Here is a 21,274-nt window from a genome sequence, read left to right as displayed (position 1 = left end):
GTGGCGCTAATTAAGTGCTACTTCACTGTTATTATTAACAGAAACAAACTCAACAATGGGATATTTAAAACATGCAATCGGGAAAAAAAGAGTTATTGTTGTCTTATCAATAATTGCTCTCACATTTGGGCATAGCATAAATTTGTCGGCACAATCTAAAAACCTTCAAAAATTATTGGATAACCCCAATAAAATGTACAGTAAGGCCTTTGTGTACTCTGGTACGGCTCCTACGATTCGGAAATGGCAAATTAAAAAAGGCTTTGCTTCAGAAAGGGACTATGTTATGCCAAAACGGGTTGGCATATTAGCTTTTGTAGTGTCAGACCAAAGTAATTCGTCTTCAGTAAGTTACGGGTACACTACCGTTAGAACCACATCAAAAGCAACCAAGGAAGGCGCAAGTGCCGTTGCCAATGAAATTTACGATAATACTATTGAAACCATGAAAAGTACCTTTAAGGACAAGGGCATGGAACTACTTGAAATCCATGACTACTTGGACGATAAGGAAAAGACAGATTTATACCATAAGTATGAGCTGAAAAAATTGAAAGGCGTCAAGGCGTTTTCTGGACTAACCGGTCAAGGTAATTCAGGGCCAGTAGTGGGCTACAGAAATATGACATTGCCATATTTTGGCTCGTTTCCAAAGGCCGTAAAAAAGAGAAACGATTTTTTTAATAAACTAGGTTTGGATGCTATTTTAGTTATTGAAATAGGCATGTCGGTTGTTGGAAATAAGCTTATAGATGTAAAATCTGATATTTTATACAAAAACCCGGCTAGTGGCACAAAGACCATTTACAGCGATTATAACGAGGTAGTTAGCGTAAAGTTTGGCGTTAGCCCCTACGAGAAAAAACCAACATACGGTGGTATATTCTTGATAGAGGAGGTGGAATACAAGAATAAAAAGGGCAAAACAAAAACAAGAAAACAGGCCGTAGGCTTAGACCCAAATTTATACAAGCTCGTCAGCGCTGTTGTTAGGGCCAATGTGGGTGCCCTTGAAAAGTATGTACTTGGGAAGAAGTAAATCTTGTTGTTGAGATTTGTGATTGGGCGCGATAATCCAATTATTGCGCTTAATCTTTTTTTATAACGCTTTATCGAAAAATTGATAGTGAAACACGCATTAATTACTAGATTTAGTATGCTATTAATCAGTTCATACAGAAAACATCGATCGTGGGATTCTTTCCAAAAAGGACACGGTTGGTGTTTTTTCTTTTTACTATTTTAGCCTCAATCCCGTTTAAATACTAATCAATCATTGAACAAGTATTTATTTTATGTGGCTTGTCAAATATATTCTTTTAATAGTTTCTCTTGCTAACTTCGGGAACTACTTTGCTCAAAACGGCTTGGATATCAATAAGCTATCTGCCAATTTTGACGAGTTTACCATTTCAAAGCATTATACCTTTAGAGAAAGCGAAAATGCCCTGAGTATCCATCAAGTTTTGGAAGATGATGGGTTATTTCAATTTGAAGAAAAATCATTTTTAAATTCAGGGGTATTCCATCCGTATAATTGGCTAAAAATCAAATTTTTAAATACATCAAATGAATCTGATTTTGTATTCGAATTTAATCAAACATACATCGATTCCTTGGAGTTTTATGTGGTCAAAGGCAGGGAAATCGTGCAGGCCTTTCCAAAAAAGGGATTACATTTTGAAGCCAATAATAATTCTTCATTTTTGTCCAACAAATATGCATATACCTATCCCATCAACATTTCAAAAAACGATACGATAAGTTTTTACATCCATGCCGTGGTAAACGACGGCGCGTTTCGGGTAGTGAATAAAATTTGGACTAAAAAGGGCTACGAACGGCGAACAAAAGATATAAAGATCCGAAGTTCGTATTTGATATTCTTTACGGGTTTTACGGTTTTGGTCATCATTATTTCCATTGCGATGTTCTTTTTCTCAAGGCAAAGGCTGTATTTGTATTATGCGGGTTTTGTGGCCGTAATTTTTGCCAATTTATTGGGATTGCGCTATTTTATTTCGCCTTTGTTTTTTGAGAAATACCTTTTTTTTGGAAACAATTTTTTAGAAATGTTTACTCTGGTGCAGGCCTTTTTCGTCATGCAGTATTTGAGGCATTTCTTTTATTTGAAAACATACTATCCAAAGTTGTACAAGGGTATTGGGCGCATCGCGATGCTCACGTTTTTATTTTTTGTTGTGGCCTTATTTTTAAGACGATTCGAATGGTTTTATGCCCTCTCTTATTATTCGGCAAAATTATTGTTGCTAATAGTAACGGTTGGCTTTTATACCATTGCCATTAAACTTTGTTTTAAAAAGGAAATTATGGCCTATTATTTCGTAATGGCCTATTTTCCATTGATGCTGGTGGTAATTCATTATTTAATGACTGCCTTGAAATTGACTTCGGGTTACAGTCCCATTGAATGGGAATTTGTCATTTTCTTTGAGATTTTTGTGTTGACCATCGCCATGGCGCACCGCTATTATTTGTTGATTCAGGAAAACATCGCCTATCAAAAGAAACTGTATGAACAACGTTTGAAAATTTCACGGGATTTACATGATAATATTGGTGCACAACTCACCTTCATCATTTCCTCCATTGAAAACCTGCCATACGGATTTAAAATTTCGGATAGCAAATTAAAGGCCAAGTTGCAGAGTATTAGTGCCTTTACAAAAGAAACGATTTACGAGTTAAGGGATACCATTTGGGCGATGAATAAAAACAAGATTTCTTTAGAGGATCTGCAGGTTCGGATTTCAAATTTTGTTGAAAAAGCAAATGCCCATGCTGATGGTACAAAGTTTACCTTTTCGGTGGATGATGCCATTTCAAAAGATATCGAATTTGGGGCCATTAAAGGGATGAATATCTATCGTATTATTCAGGAAGCGATTAATAATGCCTTTAAATATGCGGATGCCGAACATGTTTCCGTAAGTATTTTGGATGCAAAAGATAATCTTGAAATTAAAGTTGAAGACGATGGCAAAGGTTTTGATCCAAAAGCTGTTGAAGGCGGTAATGGGCTTAACAATATGAAAAAGCGGGCGAAAGAGATTGGGGCAACTATCAATATTGAAAGCGAATTGGGCAAAGGAACAAATATTAGTGTCCTCGTTAAATACTAAATACGATGTTTTACGTATTGCAATTCACCCAATAAATCATGATTTTTACAAAACATATAACGCATAAATGAATATAAAAACCGCAATAGCCGACGACAACTCGTTTTTGATTACCGCAGTAAAAGAAAAGCTGTCTTTTTTTGACGATATTGATGTAAAGTTTTCTTCCGTGAATGGTTCTGATTTATTAGAAAAACTTGGGGACAATCACAATCTGGATGTCATTTTAATGGATATTGAAATGCCCGTTTTAAATGGCATTGAAACCACCGAAATTGTCAAAAAAAAGTATCCACATATTAAAATCATTATGCTCACGGTTTTTGATAACGATGAAAATATTTTTAATGCCATAAAGGCTGGAGCAGACGGTTACCTGTTAAAGGAAGTCAATCCTAAGGATTTGCACGATGGGATCGTTGAAACCTTAAATGGCGGTGCGGCCATGAATCCCTCCATTGCCATGAAAACCCTTAAATTGTTGCGAAACCCGATTGAAATTCAAAACCAAAAAGACAAGGAGGATATCACTTTGACCGCAAGAGAAACAGAAGTGTTGGAACAATTAAGCAAAGGCCTGAGCTACAATGCCATCGCTGATAATCTGATTTTATCTACCGGTACCATCCGAAAGCACATAGAAAATATTTATAAAAAGTTGCAAGTACACAATAAGTTGGAAGCGGTGCAAAAAGCCAAGCGCAATAACTTGATTTAATTTGAACATCCACTTGTCACCTTGAGCGCAGTCGAAAGGCTTTATCGGATTTTAGTATAGTATAACAATTGCTTAACGTCCTGTTAATGCGCCATAAACAAAGTGTGTGTACATTTGCAATGTTATTTTGAAATAACATAGATGCATTAGTTAGACTTCAATGTCGAAGGAAACTGATGTTTTTTTATGCCCAAATTTCAAGGCCATTTCATCAAGTTCTCAAAATATTTCTAAATTAGGGCATGCGAAAAATTCTGTTTGGCGTGTTGATTACATTGATTGTGCTCTTCACCTATAAATACTGTGATACTAAAAAAGAAGACCGACTGATTTTGCGGGAAAGCTCTACCTTAATTCAGGAGCAAATCAATAATGTTGGAAAGTTGGTGGTCACTGAAGGGCACTTTAGCGAGGTGTTCACCTACGAAAACTCAAAGGACGTTTTTGGCGATTTCTTGTCTGCTGAAAAGAAAGCGTTGGTCGTGGTGAATGCCGAGGTCACTATTGCTTACGATTTGAGCAAAATTGAGTTCGAAATCGATGAAACCTCAAAAACGCTCACCATTACAAATATTCCAGAAGAGGAAGTAAAAATACATCCTGATTTAGAGTATTATGATGTAAAGGCGGATTACTTAAACCCCTTTGAGGCCAAGGATTATAATGCTATTAATGCAACAGTAAAAGGCTCACTCGAAAAAAAAATTGAACGGTCGGATTTAAAGAAAAATGCAAAAAACAGATTGATAAGCGAACTGGCCAAATTTTATATCCTGACTAATTCATTGGGGTGGACTTTGAAGTACGACGATACACCCATAACAAACCACGAAGATTGGGAACATATTAAGTTATGAGCAATTGCAAATCTGCAATTCCGCCACCATTTACAGCCTCTATGTTGTAGAATTTTAAAAGTTTAACAGCCCTTGCAGACCGCACGCCACTTTTGCAATGCGCTATGATGGGTTTGTTCATGGCTTTCAGGTGTTCAATATTATCCTTCAAGTCACTCAAGGGGATATTAATGGCGTCGGTAAGATGCACTTCCTCCCATTCCAGTTGTGTCCTCACATCTAAAATTACGGCGTCCCGCTTTAGGAATTCCGTAATTTTCCGAGAGTTTCTCTTGTAAAAAAAACGTAAAATGCCCACGGCTTAAATTTTTATAAAGTTAGTCAATTTTTTACCATTTGTTGATTTAAATAAGGGCTCAAATGCATTTTATTTTATGTATATTCCGCTAAAATTAAAGCTGTCGTCATGGAGCCCTATGTAACGTTGACTATTGAAAACCATATTGGTTATGTTGAGTTTTTTCACCCTAATCGAAACTCCATGCCAAGTACTGTTTTATCTGAATTGGAAAAAACCATTGTTGAGGCTGGAGTTAATGATGCCATAAAAGTGATCGTTCTAAAAAGCGGAGGCGACCGCACCTTTTGTGCAGGGGCAAGCTTTAACGAATTGATTGCAATTGAAGATACTGAAACCGGGAAGCAGTTTTTTTTGGGGTTTGCCAATGTGATTAACGCCATGCGTAAATGCCCAAAATTGATTATTGGTAGAGTTCAGGGCAAGGCTGTCGGTGGCGGTTTAGGTTTGGCGTCTGCCACGGATTATTGTTTGGCTTCGAAATATGCCTCGATAAAACTGAGTGAATTAAGTATCGGTATCGGGCCATTCGTGATTGAACCGGCCGTGTCAAGAAAAATAGGAACTACGGCGATGTCTCAAATGACCATAGATGCCGAAACCTTTTATGACGCCAATTTTGCAAAAGAAAAAGGCCTATTTTCGGATGTTTTTGAAACTACCGAAGATCTAGATATTGCCGTAAAAATTTTGGCCGAAAAACTAGCAGGTTATAACCCCGAAGCTTTAGCTGAAATGAAAAAAGTATTTTGGAAAGGCACCGAAAACTGGGATAAACTTTTAGAACAACGTGCTGAAATTAGTGGAAAGCTGGTTTTGAGCAAGTTTACTAAGAAAACTTTGAAGCGGTTTAGGTGATTTTAGTTTTAGTGCTTTCAGTTTAACAGAAATAGTAAGCAAAGAATTATAATTAGTCCGAAAACAAAGAATACTGTAAAAAGCTCTTTTTTCTGTTCTGATTTAGCTCTTTCTCTAATCTTTTTTTTAATGGTATTTAATTCTTTTTCGGGAACTGTTTTAAAAGTCGGTCGTTTGGTTTTTGAGTTTTCGGAATAGATGGACTCTCCATTATTTTCTTTGAATTTAGCTCTATTGGATGGACGTTGAGATCGGTTTTGTTTTATCCGATTTATCATATCCATTATGTGCCCAGCTCCGAAACTCATTAATTTAAAGGTATGGTTTTATTTATTCTGTATCGATTTTTTTAATCAACTATTTGTCCTGAAAATTATCAAATTGTTACAGAGTTTACAATCCCTAACCCATCATCAATCAAATGCCCAAATTCAGGTTTGTTTTGTTTGATGTGTTCCAAATGCTTTAAAATTTTGGTGGCCAATTCATTTTCATTACCTGAAACTGCCAACTCATAAAGTTCGACGGACAATAGCCAATCGTTGGGGTGGTTTTCCATCAATGCCTCCAAAACTTTGGTTCGGGAAATAGTTCTATTTTTGCCTTCGCGGTAATCTCTTATTTGTTGGTACAATGCTTCCAGTTCCAATCTTTCTTTAGATTTTTTAACATGAATAGTTTTGGTAGAAGGTACGTGGGTAATCAAGTCAAAGCTGTTTAAGTCCGCAGGCCCAGAAAATGCAGAAATAATATCTTTTCCAACGGCCATATCATAAACGCCCCATTCGGGTTCAAAAAGTAAAGTGTCCTTATGTTTAACGGTACAATTTTTAAAACTGATCAAAATGATTTTTCCTTGAAGATTGCGTTTTCCAGTGATAATTTCACCAGAAACGGTAACACCACCCTCAAACTCAAGGGTCACAATTTTTTCCTCATAAATATCGTACGCAGATAAATCCCTTGGGCTCATGTCCTCAATGGCAATATTGATGCCTTTTAGTTTTCCGATAGGGGAACCAAAGCCTTTTTCGTGGGTCTTGTTACCATGTCCAACTAATTCCTTTTCGCGATAAGCCAATGCAGTTTTGCCAATGGTTTGGATATAAATAGGTTTATTGTCGTGTGAAATCACATCCGTAAAAACACCCGATATTTGAAGCCCCGTACTCAATTCGACTGTACCCAAAGCTTTGGAATCAATTAATTTTTGAACCCCTGACAGTCCACCTTTACGTAGAGCCATAGTATTCGCAAATTCTTCTAAAATCAAACTCAAATGCGCAAAATCTGGTGTGACGAATAATTGGGGTTGGGGTTTTGTGATATCAAAATCTTTATATGTCGCATTAATATCATAAGGTCGTTTTTTTACCTCGTCGGTCATACACCACGCGCTTTCGCCGATGGAGGACAATAAGCCCGCGCCGTATATTTTCGGGTTTTCAACCGTGCCGATTAAACCATATTCCACCGTCCACCAATGCAGGTTTCTAATCAACGCCATTTCACTGGGCTGACCCATATTTTGTTGAAGCCCTTCAACCTTTTTTTCCGCGGAAGCGATATCATCTTGATTTGAATTTGGAGCTTCTTTTATAATGGATAAATGCCTAACGGCTTCATATAATTCATAATCTTTGGCCGATGAAATGGCTTTGCATCCAATTTCACCAAAACGTCTTAAATACTCCGCATACTCTGGATTGGCAATGATAGGCGCATGCCCAGCACCTTCGTGAATGATGTCTGGGGCAGGGGTGTATTCAATGTGTTCCAACTGTCGAATATCACTAGCGATTACCAGAACATTATAGGCTTGAAATTCCATAAAGGCATTGGGTGGAATAAAACCATCAACGGCCACAGCAGCCCATCCAATGTCTTTTAAAATACGGTTCATGCCATACATATTCGGTATGCTTTCGATGGAAATCCCGGTTTGCTTTAGACCGTCCAAATAGGAATGGTGCACCACTTTGCTCAAAAAGTCTACGTTTTTGCGCATCACATAGCGCCAAACAGCTTGGTCGATAGCAGAATAGTCCTCATAATTTTGAGGTTTGATAAACTGCTTTAGGTGTTTTGGTAACTTTCGTAATATTTCGTTGGACTCAAAAGAATTCGACATTGCTAATTTTTGTGTTAAAATAGTACTTAAAAATACGAATAATTCATTAAAATGATTAATTTTTAACGTTTATTTCAATTTTTAAGATTGAGCTAGCGACGAGCAAAAATGCTAGTAAAGTTTTCAATATATTTAGTTATCCTAATTTCAATTAAATACAATGTACACAAGACGTATCTTTCCCATTAAGGGGGTTTTAAGGTGGACCCGAAGGCATATCAAAAATATTTTTTCCAAAGGAAATCAGGCCTCGCAATTGTTGGGCATTCAATCCAAGCGATTGAAGGAACTGAAGGAGGAAGGATTGATTGAAGACTTTAGGCACATGGAAATGGCCAATATGTTGGTGGAGTTTTATACCCTTCAGGGGAAATCGGAACGTATCAAAAATTTCCCATATCCAAGGCAGTTCGCCACGCTAAACTATGTGTTTGTTTGGGTGTTTATTATTTTGTTGCCCTTCGGGATTATGGAAGGATTTGAAGGTATCGGAGATCATATTTTGGAAGATTTGATGACGCATAAATCCCATTCAACCTTTACGCATCGTATTCAGGAATTTATTGCAAAGCATTTTGTGTGGTTTTCAATACCTTTTAGTGCGCTTATAGCTTGGGTGTTCCATACCATGGAGGTGATTGGTGAAAACACCGAAAACCCATTTGAGGGCGGGCCAAACGATATACCCATTACCGATATGAGTCGTGGCATAGAAATAGATATCCGTCAATTGATTGATGATACCGATATTCCCGAACCTTATAAATGGGAAAATGATATAGTAATGTAATTAAAAAAATGAATGAAATATGTACACGTATAAAGCAAAAATTATTGATGTTTATGACGGCGATACTGTAACAGCGGTAGTGGATTTAGGATTTCTGCATTTTCAGGAAATGAAATTGCGCCTTTACGGTATCGACACTCCAGAATTACGGGGAGCAGAGAAGGAGCAGGGAAAAATAGTTAGGGATATTGTTAGGGACATGATTTTGGATAAGGAAGTTACCATTCGCTCTTACAAGGATAAACAAGGGAAATACGGGCGCTATTTAGCCAATATTATCCTTGACAATGGACTAGACTTTAACCAATGGTTAGTGGACAATGGACACGCGGAGCCATATTTTCCATGAATGGTTTTAAAAGAAAAAGAGGGCGATCGCCCTCTTTTTTATGCCTTTTTCTTTTATTTAGATAGGTTTTTATTTTTCCGTCCCGGGAGGATATTCCTCCATAATTTTGGCTACAAATTCCTTAATGCGTTCTTCTTTTTTCTCAGGCTTGCTAGCTAAAAAGCCTTTGCCCATACCTTGCCAGATTAATTCTTTTTTCTTTGCATTGATCAGATCAACAAACAATACGCCTTCGGTGCGTGTAGAAACTGCGGGTTGGTTCCAGCCCCAGCCCCAGCCAGGACCCCAGCCCCAGCCTCCCCAGCCCCAAGGACCCCATCCGCCCCAACCCCAGGCGCCAGCGCCCCAAGCGTTGTTGTAAACATCAACACGTTGGTTGGATTTGGTGAAAATGCTGATGAGCAAGTCCGGATCATCGGATTTGGTAAAGCCTTTGGCCATCAATTCATCCTGAATGGCCCGTAGAATACGGCGTTTATCAATATCATTAATTTCAGCTTTGTCAATGCCTGTTTTAAAAAAGGCAAACGTTTTAAAATTGCTGAAATCTGCCTTTTTATCGTAGTCCGTTGAAACACGAACAGAGGAACAGGAAGTTCCAACAATTAAAAGGGCAATTAACGGTAACGTTTTAAATATTTTTTTCATAGCTAGGATATTTTATAAAACAAAAAGCATCAAGAATCATACCATAAACCTTGATTTTGAGGGGTTTTCAATTGTTTTTACTCTATTCGTTTCTTTTGCCTGTCCTGAGCGCAGTCGAAGGGTCGTATCCATAAGGGCAATGTCTACAACCACTTTCGCAACAGTAGCCGCGCTTTAAATGGTACTGCTCGGTAAAACAGCGATAGCCTTCGGGGGTTAAGTAATAATCGCCTTCTTCAATGGGGACAAATTTTTTCATTATTACAAAGATATTTAAATTTGAAGAATTATGATTTATGCTGAGTGATTGGCCTGTTTTCCGATATTTTTTAGACACGAATTTCACGAATGATCACAAATTAAGGGTTCAGTCAAAATAAAATTGGTGTAAATTAGTGTAATTCGTGTCTTGAATAATTTATGATTCTAATTTCAAAATACATAGTGCCCAAAGGCTATGATGGTATTTCGATTTTCCCCTTCATTTTTTTACACCGAAAGGAATTGAAATTTAGCGCCACTTTGATCAATCACGAGAAAATCCATTTGAGGCAACAGCTAGAGTTATTGGTGTTACCGTTTTACATTTGGTACGGCATCGAATTTTTGATAAGATTGGTACAATTTAAAAATTGGCACAGGGCCTATCTTAATATTTCTTTTGAAAGAGAGGCATATTCCAATGAAAAGGATTTGAAGTATTTAAAAAAAAGGTCATTTTGGCGATTTTTGAAGTATAGCTAAATTGATATAAAATGGCATCGAAGATTTTAAGGAAAAAAATCAAAGTTCAAGGCAAAAATTTGAGACATAGCCTTTGTTATGGCGATGATTTTTAACGATGAAATTTGGTTTTTTAGTCAAAAGATTCATGTTATTTTGTGTTGATTTAGCTATATCTTCGCAAACGGTGAATTTTGAGTTTGAGCATACCAGAAATCAAAAGATAAACCTTCCTTTTGAAGTCGATGTGGAATTATACATCAAAAGGGAAGATGAATTGCATGCTTTCGTGTCTGGAAATAAGTATCGAAAGTTAAAATACAATTTAAAAGAAGCCGAAAAGCTGGGCTTCGATACGTTGCTGACCTTTGGTGGTGCTTTTTCAAACCATATAGCCTCCGTTGCTTTGGCTGGCCAAATTTTAGGATTCAAAACCATCGGAGTGATACGCGGGGAGGAGTTGAGTGCTAAAATTGATTCTAATCCCACTTTAAGTTTTGCAAAACAGAACGCAATGCGATTTAAGTTTGTGTCCCGGCAAACCTATCGAGAAAAAACCTCCGAAAGGTTTTTGACCGAATTGAAATCTGAGTTCAATAATTTTTATTTGGTTCCCGAAGGCGGAACAAACACACTTGCGGTAAAAGGTTGCGAAGAAATTTTAAGGGATACGGAGCATAATTTCGATTTTATTTGCTGTCCGGTAGGCACTGGTGGTACTATATCCGGCCTTATAAATTGTTCAAAACCTGGTCAACAAGTTTTGGGATTTCCTGCCTTAAAAGGGGCGTTTTTGCAAGATGATATTAGTAAATTTGTATCGAAGACTAACTGGGAGTTAATAGCGGATTATCATTTTGGTGGTTATGGTAAGGTGAATGCCGAATTAGTGGATTTCATCAATCAGTTTAAATTGGAAAATAATATTCAGTTAGACCCTATTTACACCGGTAAAATGCTGTTTGGAATTATGGACTTGATTAAAAAACAGTATTTCCCTTCAGGCTCAAAAATATTGGCAATCCATACCGGAGGTCTTCAAGGTATCGTCGGAATGAACCAGGTATTAAAAACGAAGAATTTACCTTTAATTGAAATTTAAATGAAACGAATAGTCGTCATATTTCTTTTAGGCGTTGTGTTGTTTAGTTGTGGCTCAAAAAAAACTGTGGTCACCAAAAAATCGCAAAAAACTGAGACAGAGGAAGTCAAAGTGGTAAAGAAATCATCGGAGCCCGAGAAGGAAACTGATCCTATTAATTCCAATACAAATCTAAGTGCGACTGAACGTTACATCGAAACCTATAAATCCATTGCTCAAAAGGAAATGACACTGTATAACATTCCGGCAAGTATCACTTTGGCGCAGGGGATTTTGGAATCTGCTTCTGGAAAAGGTAGGCTTTCAGTGCAAGCAAATAATCATTTCGGTATCAAGTGTCATACATGGTCTGGAGCTAAAATCTATCACGATGATGATAAAAAAGGAGAGTGCTTCCGAAAGTACAACCACGCCAAATATTCGTACCGGGACCATTCCTTGTTTTTAACCACAAGAAAACGATACGCTAGTCTTTTCGATTTAAATGTCCGTAATTATAAGGCTTGGGCAAAGGGTTTAAAAGCGGCCGGTTATGCCACCGATAAAAAATATCCCCAAAAACTTATCAGTTTGATAGAGCGATACAAATTGTACAAATACGACGATGAGGTGCTGGGTGCAACAGTTTCAAGAAAAGAAAATTTTAACGAAACGATCCATGTTGTAGCAAAAGGGGATACGTTGTATTCCATTTCCAGGTTGCACGATATTAGTGTTGAAGAACTGCAACAACAAAATAATTTAACGGGCACGACCATTTCCATTGGGCAGGTGCTTAAGATAAAAACCAAATAAATTTCAGATGATTTATCAACGAAGTAGTGCCTTGTTTGCGGCAGCAGAAAAGGTGATTCCGGGAGGTGTGAATTCGCCGGTAAGGGCGTTTAAAGGCGTGGGGGGTACTCCCATTTTTGTGAAAGCCGCGAAGGGTGCGTATTTGTACGATGAGGATGGTAATCGATTGATAGACTACATCAATTCTTGGGGACCGATGATTTTGGGGCATACTTTTGAGCCTGTGGTGAATGCCGTAGTTGAAAAAGCTAAAAAGGGCACTTCATTTGGCATGCCAACAGAAATCGAAACCAAAATTGCCGAATTGGCCGTTTCCATGGTGCCGAATATTGACAAAATCCGTTTTGTGAATTCAGGTACTGAAGCCTGTATGAGTGCGGTGCGTTTGGCTAGAGGATTTACAGGTCGCGATAAAATCATAAAATTTGCAGGCTGTTATCATGGGCATTCCGATTCCTTTTTGATTCAGGCTGGCAGTGGTGCCAGTACTTTTGGAACGCCCAATAGTCCGGGGGTAACCCAAGGCACGGCCAAGGATACTTTATTGGCGAACTACAACGATATTGAAAATGTAAAGGCTCTGATTGCATCCAATCCGAATGAAATTGCTTGTATTATTATTGAGCCCGTTGCTGGGAATATGGGATGTATTCCGCCTAAAGCAGGGTTTTTGGAAGCGCTTCGGGAATTATGCGATGCCAATGGGATTTTATTGGTATTTGATGAGGTGATGACCGGGTTCAGATTGGCAAAAGGTGGAGCGCAACAATTGTTCAACATTAATGCCGATATCGTTTGCTTTGGAAAAGTTATCGGGGGAGGACTTCCGGTAGGTGCTTTTGCGGCCAGAAACGAAATTATGAACCATTTGGCGCCATTGGGGCCAGTATATCAAGCAGGTACTTTAAGTGGTAATCCGTTGGCCATGGCCGCGGGTTTGGCAATGTTGACCGAGTTAAATAATGATTCAGAAATCTTCAATCGTTTAGCTGAAAAGACGGAGTATCTGCATAAAGGGATGGCAAAAGTTTTGAACGATAATAAAATTACGCATACCATAAATCGTGTGGGGTCTATGATTTCGGTACATTTTGCTGAAGGTGAAGTAACCGATTTTAATTCATCAGCCAAAGGCAACAACGATACGTTTAAGGCATTTTTCCATGGTATGCTTAAGGAAGGAGTCTATATTGCCCCAAGTGCATTTGAAACTTGGTTCATCACCGATGCATTGGCCTATGAAGATTTAGATTTTACGATTAAAGCTGTCGATAAGGTGGCGCAGACTTTGTAAAAAAACGCCTCCTCCCGATGGCTATCGGGATTGGAGACGTTCTTCGTTTTAACTATAATAAAAATCACTAAACTAAATCATTAATCAATATTTTTAAGCTCTTTTGCCTTTGCGCTTGTTTTTTGCTTTTTCTTTCATTTTAGCATGCCTTCTAGCCTGCGCTTTTTCCCATTTCTGGTATTGCTCATCATTTAAAATGTCTTTCATTTTTGCTTTAACGGTAATTTTATGATCTAACATTTTATTCATCATTGCTACACGCTCCTCTTTTGAGGGCTTCGTTGCCTCTGCACTTTCCTTTTTGGCTTTTCTTTCAGCCAAGTGTGCTTTTCTCAATTTTGCATTTTCCAAATTAACTTGGTACACATCGTCTTGCTGGGACTTGTTCAAGTCTAAAAATAAAGTCATCTTTTTGGTCTGAATAGTCGCCATTTCTTCAGCTGTCAAGTCCATTCCTTTTTGGCCTCTTTCTTTGGCTTGGGCAGATGTCATTTGAACTGCGAATATGGCCACGGCTAGGATTAAAAGTTTTTTCATCGTAATAAATTTTAAGTTGTTTGATGCTTTGACTGTGAAACCCAAAAATGGTTTAAAAAACACCAGTGGTTTTAACGAGAAATTAACAAAAAGAAGAGTTTTTTAATGTCCTGAAATTGGAATTTCTAGGGTGATACCTGTTTGAAAATCAGGGGCATTGTTTACTTCAAGGTCTTCTTTGATGAATAGTGAGATTTTGTAGTTAGGCCTGCCGTAGGTATAGATAAAATTCCAGTCGTTTAGGGTTTGGTATAGTGTAGCTACCCCATTTTGCCAACCTCCATTGATTTCTTTCCATTTGCCGAGCAACCTAAAATAATCGGCTTCCTCTTTTCTGTTGTATCGCGTCTGTACGTGATAATTCACACCAAAAGCATGATAATTCCCTTTTTTAGTGTATTTCGTGAATTCTGCATGGGCTTCAAAAGCTCCTAAATAAGCGTTATTTCCCAAATCTATGTTGCCTTTCCCAGCAATAAAATTTTTCCGAAGTACACTGGCTCCAAGGCCAAAATTGAATTCATTTTGGTTTTTTAGGATAAGTCGTTTTACCACATTTGCCGATATCCCATAATCTAGCGACTTGTTGAATTTGGAGGTGTTTAACCCGATGTGACTTCCAAATTTTCCATAGACCATTCTCTCTTCATTTCTTAAAAACTCAGGATAGTAGAAGTGATTGAATTCCAATCCACCGATAAAAAAATCGTTGGTATTAAGTTTGAGCGTCCGGCCGTTTCTGTCAAGATATCTAAAGTTCACTTGGTTTAACCCATAGTAGCGTCTTCCAAAAGGATCCTCGCCACCGGCTACATTGCTATGAAACCATTCGATGCCTTCGTCACTGGTGAAAACGGAAAATGGATACTTGCCCCGCGTAATCAAATAGGATCGAAGAGTCAAACCCACTTCGTGATTTTTGCCAAGAGCAAAATTATAGTTAAATCGAAATTCCTTGATAACGGCATCAATCACAATATTCATATATTCAGCAGGGGTCGTTTCTTGGTCTACAAAATTAAAATCCCTTTGGTACCATACCTTTTTGCTCTGTGCATCCCTGACCATAGGATCCTCAGGAAAATAGGCTTCAACAAAGGGATGGAAGGTATTGCCGCTAGAATAATTAACTGAAAATATATCGCGCTGAGGTGGAGCAATCTTAAAGTTCTGATTAATCCTTGCGCTAAAAATACCGAAATGATGTGTGGATAAAGTACTGGGCCTGTCAATGCCATTTTTAAAGACGATACTGTCGCGTTCCTGCGAAAACAACAATGTAGCGTAAAGTACAGTAAAAATTATCAGGGCTTTTTTAAACATCGAGCAAATATACTTCAATTTACTTTTGAAATTGGGCACGTTTTACAAGTTCCATAGTCGTATTGTAAAGCGGTTCCTTGTCCATTTTGCTTTTTAGCCATGCATAAAAACTCATCACAAAAATATCTTCTTGTTCTGGCTCTATCCATTCAAAGGAGGTCTCCACTTTGTCTTTAAATTGCTCCGAGGTCACTTTTTCAGGGTTTTTGTAATGCTGTTCCACAAGGTTGAGGTAGGTAACCACACGAGATTGGCCAATGGATTTTAAAAAGCCCAAATAATGGCGTTTAAAACTTAATAATTTGGATTCCACAAGGTCGATGTTCCCTAATTCAACGTGCAAAAGTATTTCGGCCAAATTCTTTTTTATCACCCATTCGATTCCTGCTTTTTGCGTATACCATTTGTCACTATGGTAAAATTTTGAGAACAATTGGTGAGCTTTTTTTAATTCGCCTTTTTGAAAATAAAACATAATGAGGCTTAAATGGATGTCTAAGATAGACTCGATATCCGGGTGCTTTAGGTTTACAAAAGGCTCCAGCGATTGGATAGCCATACTTTGACGGTTTGTGTAATTGTAGTTTAAACTCAGGAGTAAATGATATTTCAATTTGAACGTATTGAAATACTTGTTTTTATGCAGAAGCATCAACTGGTGCATTTTTTCTAAAAACGTTTCAGAGGCTTCAAATTTTTTATTTCTAAAGAGCGTATTTGCTATGTGATACAGTATTTGAATATGATAAAATGGTTGCCTTTCCTTGTCTTTATATGATAAAATGGTGTTGTAGGTTTTAATTAGAAAAGCTTCAATTTTCAGATAATCATTTGTTGCAAAAGCCGAAACAGTTACGATGCTTATTAACTGATATAGGGATTTAAAGGACAGTTTACTGATGATATCCATGTTGAATTCTTTCAAGGTGTCATCCAGTATGGATTGGAAATCGCTGGTGTCATCTTTGCTCAACTTTTGTTTAATTCTGGAATACACAATGTTCAGTTGGTCTTCCAGATGGTGCTTTTCCTTGTTCTTGTTGAACTTTTGGATGAGGTCGTTCAAATCTGCTGATGGATAGGCATGGGCATATTGGATTTGCGTGTGATAGATTTCATTTAGAAGCGGAAATAAGTGATGTTCTATGGCAATCAGCTCTGCCTTTCGCAGAATTTTATTGGCTACATTGAACTGTTTTTGTTGCAAGTAATTTCGAGAAGCTAAAATATATTTAATCACGTCCATTTGAATGGAGTTCTCATCTTCCAAGCTAGAGTTAGCAGAAAAATGAATAATCGATTGAAACAACCGTTTTCGCAAGGCGTGATAAGCGCCACTATTTTGCTTACCGTATAGCTGAAAACAGATGTCTTTTGAATCCAAATCGGCATGCCCCAAAAGTTTAAACAGCTCAACGTTTTTGGCATCACGGCGCTTATTCTTTTTCTCTAAAAATGAAAGAAAACGAAGCTGGTCTTCTTTGGAAAACGAGGAAACAATGGTATTTAAATCATTCATTTAGTCGTCAGTAAATATTTATTAGGTATAATAAAAATAGGAAATAATTAATAATATTAATAAAACATATCGTCAGTTTTATTAAAAATATGTGTTTTGTGCGAATTGAAACTTTTGCAGTTTTGCTTCGTAATCATCAAAACAAAAATTATGAAACGATTCATCAAAAACACAGCGATTATTGCGACTATAGCAATAGTCATTTTAACCTCAAAAGGGATTTCAGAACGTATCAAAGCTTACTACAGTCATTGTATTTCTGTTATGGCCGGCCATACTGTGGGAAGCGCAAGGATATTAATTGCATAACATGTTGCTGAAGCGCTTAAATATGGCCTTTGTGGTGACCACGGGCATTTCGGTGGTGGTATTCATCTATTTGGTGTTTTTGGGTTATGACGAAATACGCACCTTTAAGGATGTGATAAAAATCATTGCGTCCATTTTGTTTCCCATCCCCATGCTGTTCTTTGTTCGGTTTATTTTGATTGAACATTTTTTGCCACAAAACACCGACGATTATAAATTGAAAAACCAAAAACCGGCCACGATTTTGCTGGTGCTTACCATTTTAATCGGTGTGGCCTTCATGCAATTGATAGAATATGCCACTCATCAAAAACTAGAAAACAACCTAATTTTTGCACATCTCATCAACTCCACGGCGGTGAGCTCGTACGTGCTTAATTTCATTTTATACAACAATTTAAAGGCAAATGGCATCTTGAGTGGTGTATTGTTATCGCTCGCCATTCATGTATTCTTTTTGTCTGCTTAAAAACTTAAATCATCAAAATCTAAAATTATGAACCAAGTATTTCAAAAATCGGAAAAAAACAATGTGTCAAAACGGGAACTGCTGTTTACGTTTCAGGCTATTATAGTAACTGGATTGCTGGTGTTTACCACCATCGCCTTCTTTTTTTACAATGATTTGTCTATTATTAAAGGCATAAAAGTGGTGTTTGCTCCATTTTTATCTGTTGTCCCCTTATTGTTTGTACTATCCATTTTAAGGGATTTACGGAAAGGCTTTGCCGAAGGGAATTATAGCAAGGATGAGGTTATAAAATTCTGTTTAATAACCTTGGCCGTTACAGCTGGATTTACGGGAATTACGTTCCTGTTGTCAAAAATCGGCGCATTGGAAATTTTACTGGCTGCCATTATGGCCATTTTAAGCACGGTGTTCTTTTTAAGGAGCAAAATCAAGGACATTCTGGGGATGTCCATCATTACAGGGATTGCAGAGGGTATCATCATCTATATGATTTTTTTGTTTTGATGATTGGTTGGCTAACCCAAAACCCCGTGGCTTTTTGGTTGCGGGGTTTTAAAAATGAATTATATTTCTAATGATTTAAATTAAGTTGGTATGAATTCGAAAATTCAAAATGATTTAAAAGAACTTGTTGCACAACAAGTGATATCACAGGAAAGCGCTTTAAAAATTGAAGCCTACTACCAATCAAAAAAAGTGGATGCGCCCAATCGCCTGTTTACAGTGTTTGGGGTTTTGGGAGCTTTGCTAGTTGGATTGGGCATTATCCTGATCTTGGCCCATAATTGGGATAATTTTTCAAGAGGAACCAAAACGTTTTTGGCATTTCTGCCATTGATCATCGGGCAAGTTGCAGTTGGGATATCCATTCTTAAAAAGAAATCCAAAGTTTGGAAAGAAACCTCGGGGACGTTCCTGTTTTTTGCCGTTGGAGCCAGTATGTCACTGATTAGTCAAATCTACAACATACCCGGGGATTTTAGCAGTTTTCTTCTAATATGGATGTTCCTTTGCGCACCGTTGATTTATCTGTTAAAATCGAACGCCTTGGCCATACTTCATATCGTTTTTATGACCTATTATGCTGTGGACTATGGGTATTCCTATATGAGTTACGGGAAAACACCTTGGTATTATGTGTTATTATTGGTCTCAGTTCTGCCTCATTATTATCTGCTTATAAAGCGTCATTTGCATGCAAATATTACCTCTATTTTCAATTGGTTGTTCCCATTGAGCGTAACGATTGTACTAGGAACCTTTACGGATGATATCGATGAGTTTGGCTTTCTGATGTACGTCATTTTGTTCGGGCTTTTCTACAATATTGGCAAGTTGCCTCTGTTTCACCAACAGAAATTAAGGCGAAACGGCTATTTGATCATGGGCTCGTTGGGTACTGTATTTATGTTGATAATGACCAGCTTTGACTGGCTTTGGGTGGATATCTCTAAAACCACCTTTCCAATGGATTCCCAGGGGCTTTATGTGTCTTTGGTTTTGCTCATTCTTACAATTGGGGTTTTGGGCTATGCAGTTTTGAAAAAAGGGACAACCAAATTCAGTTTAACCCACTTTTCTTTTGCAATTTTCACCCTAATCTTCTTTAGTGGATTTGAAAACGAATATATTCCACAGACGCTTGTAAATCTATTGATTTTGGGTATTGCGCTTGCAACTATAAAAAGAGGAGCGGACACTTTCCATTTTGGAGTTTTGAATTATGGATTGTTGATTATCGCCATATTGATCGTATGCCGATTTTTTGACACGGAAATGTCCTTTGTCCTACGCGGGATACTGTTTTTAGGCTTCGGGCTGGGCTTCTTTTTAACCAATTATGTGATGCTTAAAAGGCAAAAAGAACAAAAAATGAATTTAAAAAATTAGAAGAATGAAATCAATATATGTATTCGTAATATTTATTGTGGTGGCCATTGCCCAACTCTTTGTGCCTGCCCAAATGATTTTCAATAGAGAGGATATTTTGGCCACGGGGAAAGCCTACAAGTTTAAAACGCGACCCATGGATCCCTCCGATCCTTTTAGGGGAAAATATATCACTTTGGGTTTTGAAGAAGATCGGCATTTTACAGCAGATTCTATATGGCAAAGGGGAGAAGAGGTTTATGTGTATTTGGATGTGGATAGCTTGGGGTTTGCAGAAGTGTTCCGGGTTAGCAAAATTGAATTGCCCGATATTAAAAAGGACTTCGTTTATGCCAAGGCGAGCTGGTACAGCATTTACGATAACGAACTGTCCATAGAATATCCATTTGATAGATTTTATATGGAAGAAAGTAAAGCCTATGATGCCGAGGTGGCTGTTCAGGACAATCAAAATGCTGGTACTTTAGATGATGTATACGCCCTTGTTTTTATAAAAGAAGGTGAGGCCGTTTTGGATGATGTGCTTATCGGGGAGGTGCCAATCAAAGACTATGTGGAACAAAGGATGGAGGGGAATTAGCCTATTTGTTGTATTTTAGTAAAAACCCTCATTCAATGCCATACTGGTTATACATTGTAATTTTAGTCATTGTGATTTACGTCATCATCAGTGTGGCATTGTACTATTTGCAGGACTATTTGTTGTTCAAGCCAGAAAAACTTGAAAAGGAGTTTCAGTTTTACTACGAAAATCAAAATACTGAAGAATATAATCTGGAAACGCGTGATGGTGCCATTATCAACGGTTTGTTATTTAAGCCAAAAGGCCCTTCTCGTGGAATCGTATTGTATCTAAAGGGAAACTCTAAGAGCATCAAGGGCTGGGGTAAGTTTGCTGTGGATTTTACAAGGCATAATTATAACGTGCTGATGGTGGATTACCGAGGTTTTGGGAAAAGCACCGGCAAGCGTTCCCAAAAAGCCATAAAAAGGGATTTGCAACGGGTGTATGACAAAATCAAGGAATATACTACTGAGGATAGAATCATTTTATATGGCCGTTCCCTGGGTTCGGGATTTGCCGCAAAGTTGGCTTCTATGAACCAACCTAAACTGTTGATTTTGGATGCGCCCTATTATAGTCTCACTAAAGTTACCAAGCGCTATGCGCCGTTTATGCCCCTGTCCGTTTTAATCAAATACCCTTTGCCCACCTACAAATGGTTGAAATATGTGCAGTGCCCCATCCATATCATCCACGGAACGAACGATAAGTTGATTCCTTATAAAACCAGTGTAAAACTATCAAAAGTGAATTCAAAATTAACAAAGTTGCACACCGTTATCGGCGGCGGCCATAAAAACCTCAATACCTTTGAATCTTACCATAAAATGATTGATGATATTATAAACAGCAAACCACAGGACATCGATTTGTCAACTACAAGCATCCATGTTAAACACAGTTCAAAACCCGATAAAGCTAAAGCTTAAAAAATTCGGTCTCGTTTTAATAGG

At 37.7% G+C, this 21,274-nt stretch carries 24 protein-coding genes; 17 read left to right on the top strand and 7 right to left on the bottom strand.

Features of this window, described 5'->3' with window-relative positions; translation table 11 throughout:
• The first annotated feature begins 55 nt into the window (after nt 1–55).
• The 4 genes from H7U19_RS05720 to H7U19_RS05705 all read left to right on the top strand — a co-directional run bounded on the left by H7U19_RS05720 (nt 56) and on the right by H7U19_RS05705 (nt 4,718).
• Nucleotides 56–1,039 carry a hypothetical protein gene (locus tag H7U19_RS05720; RefSeq protein WP_186560037.1) on the top strand — a complete coding sequence of 328 codons (984 nt, stop codon included), beginning with the start codon at nt 56–58 and terminating at the stop codon, nt 1,037–1,039.
• 256 nt (nt 1,040–1,295) lie between these two features.
• Complete coding sequence (locus H7U19_RS05715) at nt 1,296–3,143, top strand: sensor histidine kinase (RefSeq protein ID WP_186560035.1); 1,848 nt, start codon at nt 1,296–1,298, stop codon at nt 3,141–3,143.
• A gap of 67 nt (nt 3,144–3,210) precedes the next feature.
• Entirely contained in the window at nt 3,211–3,861 is a 651-nt protein-coding gene (locus tag H7U19_RS05710; RefSeq protein WP_186560025.1) for a response regulator, read from the top strand.
• Between the two features lie 242 nt (nt 3,862–4,103).
• Nucleotides 4,104–4,718, top strand: a complete 615-nt coding sequence (locus H7U19_RS05705) for a DUF4230 domain-containing protein (RefSeq protein WP_186560023.1) — start codon at nt 4,104–4,106, stop codon at nt 4,716–4,718.
• Here the strand turns inward: H7U19_RS05705 and H7U19_RS05700 are convergent.
• Nucleotides 4,708–5,016 carry a rhodanese-like domain-containing protein gene (locus H7U19_RS05700; RefSeq protein WP_186560021.1) on the bottom strand — a complete coding sequence of 103 codons (309 nt, stop codon included), beginning with the start codon at nt 5,014–5,016 and terminating at the stop codon, nt 4,708–4,710. The two genes, H7U19_RS05705 and H7U19_RS05700, sit on opposite strands and share 11 nt — an antisense overlap.
• A gap of 108 nt (nt 5,017–5,124) precedes the next feature.
• Here H7U19_RS05700 and H7U19_RS05695 point away from each other — a divergent pair, with 108 nt between their 5' ends.
• Nucleotides 5,125–5,874 carry an enoyl-CoA hydratase/isomerase family protein gene (locus H7U19_RS05695; protein ID WP_186560019.1) on the top strand — a complete coding sequence of 250 codons (750 nt, stop codon included), beginning with the start codon at nt 5,125–5,127 and terminating at the stop codon, nt 5,872–5,874.
• A 376-nt stretch (nt 5,875–6,250) separates the two neighbouring features.
• Here H7U19_RS05695 and H7U19_RS05690 read toward each other — a convergent pair whose 3' ends face one another.
• A complete protein-coding gene (locus tag H7U19_RS05690) occupies nt 6,251–8,005 on the bottom strand; it encodes an aromatic amino acid hydroxylase (protein WP_186560018.1) in 1,755 nt (584 codons plus the stop codon).
• A gap of 160 nt (nt 8,006–8,165) precedes the next feature.
• On the opposite strand from H7U19_RS05690, the gene H7U19_RS05685 reads away from it, so the two are divergent.
• On the top strand, nt 8,166–8,795 hold the full coding sequence (locus H7U19_RS05685; protein WP_246454651.1) for a bestrophin family protein: 630 nt from the start codon (nt 8,166–8,168) through the stop codon (nt 8,793–8,795).
• 19 nt (nt 8,796–8,814) lie between these two features.
• Nucleotides 8,815–9,144 (top strand): thermonuclease family protein, encoded by a 330-nt coding sequence (locus H7U19_RS05680; protein ID WP_186560016.1) that lies wholly within the window; start codon nt 8,815–8,817, stop codon nt 9,142–9,144.
• A 69-nt stretch (nt 9,145–9,213) separates the two neighbouring features.
• Here the strand turns inward: H7U19_RS05680 and H7U19_RS05675 are convergent, their stop codons facing one another.
• Nucleotides 9,214–9,792: a DUF4136 domain-containing protein gene (locus tag H7U19_RS05675; protein ID WP_186560007.1), complete on the bottom strand. Its 579-nt coding sequence runs from the start codon at nt 9,790–9,792 to the stop codon at nt 9,214–9,216.
• An 82-nt stretch (nt 9,793–9,874) separates the two neighbouring features.
• Entirely contained in the window at nt 9,875–10,051 is a 177-nt protein-coding gene (locus H7U19_RS05670) for a C1orf53 family protein (protein ID WP_186560005.1), read from the bottom strand.
• Between the two features lie 161 nt (nt 10,052–10,212).
• Between H7U19_RS05670 and H7U19_RS05665 the strand changes: the two genes are divergently transcribed.
• The 4 genes from H7U19_RS05665 to hemL all read left to right on the top strand — a co-directional run bounded on the left by H7U19_RS05665 (nt 10,213) and on the right by hemL (nt 13,706).
• Nucleotides 10,213–10,536, top strand: coding sequence for a hypothetical protein (locus tag H7U19_RS05665; protein WP_186559997.1), 324 nt, complete (start codon nt 10,213–10,215; stop codon nt 10,534–10,536).
• A 127-nt stretch (nt 10,537–10,663) separates the two neighbouring features.
• A complete protein-coding gene (locus H7U19_RS05660) occupies nt 10,664–11,617 on the top strand; it encodes a 1-aminocyclopropane-1-carboxylate deaminase/D-cysteine desulfhydrase (protein WP_186559995.1) in 954 nt (317 codons plus the stop codon).
• Nucleotides 11,618–12,412 (top strand): glucosaminidase domain-containing protein, encoded by a 795-nt coding sequence (locus tag H7U19_RS05655; RefSeq protein ID WP_186559994.1) that lies wholly within the window; start codon nt 11,618–11,620, stop codon nt 12,410–12,412.
• A 7-nt stretch (nt 12,413–12,419) separates the two neighbouring features.
• Complete coding sequence (gene hemL, locus H7U19_RS05650; protein ID WP_186559992.1) at nt 12,420–13,706, top strand: glutamate-1-semialdehyde 2,1-aminomutase; 1,287 nt, start codon at nt 12,420–12,422, stop codon at nt 13,704–13,706.
• 93 nt (nt 13,707–13,799) lie between these two features.
• Here hemL and H7U19_RS05645 read toward each other — a convergent pair whose 3' ends face one another.
• The 3 genes from H7U19_RS05645 to H7U19_RS05635 all read right to left on the bottom strand — a co-directional run bounded on the left by H7U19_RS05645 (nt 13,800) and on the right by H7U19_RS05635 (nt 17,085).
• Entirely contained in the window at nt 13,800–14,243 is a 444-nt protein-coding gene (locus tag H7U19_RS05645; RefSeq protein ID WP_186559990.1) for a hypothetical protein, read from the bottom strand.
• A gap of 102 nt (nt 14,244–14,345) precedes the next feature.
• Complete coding sequence (locus H7U19_RS05640) at nt 14,346–15,605, bottom strand: hypothetical protein (RefSeq protein WP_222597388.1); 1,260 nt, start codon at nt 15,603–15,605, stop codon at nt 14,346–14,348.
• Nucleotides 15,586–17,085, bottom strand: coding sequence for a hypothetical protein (locus H7U19_RS05635; protein WP_186559986.1), 1,500 nt, complete (start codon nt 17,083–17,085; stop codon nt 15,586–15,588). The genes H7U19_RS05640 and H7U19_RS05635 overlap by 20 nt, the downstream gene beginning before the upstream one ends.
• Nucleotides 17,086–17,235: 150 nt before the next feature.
• Here H7U19_RS05635 and H7U19_RS05630 point away from each other — a divergent pair, with 150 nt between their 5' ends.
• The 6 genes from H7U19_RS05630 to H7U19_RS05605 all read left to right on the top strand — a co-directional run bounded on the left by H7U19_RS05630 (nt 17,236) and on the right by H7U19_RS05605 (nt 21,250).
• The gene (locus H7U19_RS05630) at nt 17,236–17,394 is read left to right on the top strand and encodes a hypothetical protein (protein WP_186559985.1); all 159 of its coding nucleotides are present in this window, start codon (nt 17,236–17,238) and stop codon (nt 17,392–17,394) included.
• A gap of 1 nt (nt 17,395) precedes the next feature.
• Nucleotides 17,396–17,863, top strand: coding sequence for a hypothetical protein (locus H7U19_RS05625; protein ID WP_186559983.1), 468 nt, complete (start codon nt 17,396–17,398; stop codon nt 17,861–17,863).
• Between the two features lie 27 nt (nt 17,864–17,890).
• A complete protein-coding gene (locus H7U19_RS05620) occupies nt 17,891–18,370 on the top strand; it encodes a hypothetical protein (RefSeq protein ID WP_186559981.1) in 480 nt (159 codons plus the stop codon).
• A gap of 90 nt (nt 18,371–18,460) precedes the next feature.
• Nucleotides 18,461–19,756 (top strand): DUF2157 domain-containing protein, encoded by a 1,296-nt coding sequence (locus H7U19_RS05615; protein WP_186559979.1) that lies wholly within the window; start codon nt 18,461–18,463, stop codon nt 19,754–19,756.
• A 4-nt stretch (nt 19,757–19,760) separates the two neighbouring features.
• Nucleotides 19,761–20,336 carry a GDYXXLXY domain-containing protein gene (locus H7U19_RS05610; RefSeq protein WP_186559977.1) on the top strand — a complete coding sequence of 192 codons (576 nt, stop codon included), beginning with the start codon at nt 19,761–19,763 and terminating at the stop codon, nt 20,334–20,336.
• A 35-nt stretch (nt 20,337–20,371) separates the two neighbouring features.
• Complete coding sequence (locus H7U19_RS05605) at nt 20,372–21,250, top strand: alpha/beta hydrolase (RefSeq protein WP_186559975.1); 879 nt, start codon at nt 20,372–20,374, stop codon at nt 21,248–21,250.
• Nucleotides 21,251–21,274: the final 24 nt, after the last annotated feature.

This window comes from Hyunsoonleella aquatilis, from assembly GCF_014270105.1.
GTDB classification, from domain to species: domain Bacteria; phylum Bacteroidota; class Bacteroidia; order Flavobacteriales; family Flavobacteriaceae; genus Jejuia; species Jejuia aquatilis.
This window is presented reverse-complemented; position numbering and strand designations above follow the sequence as displayed.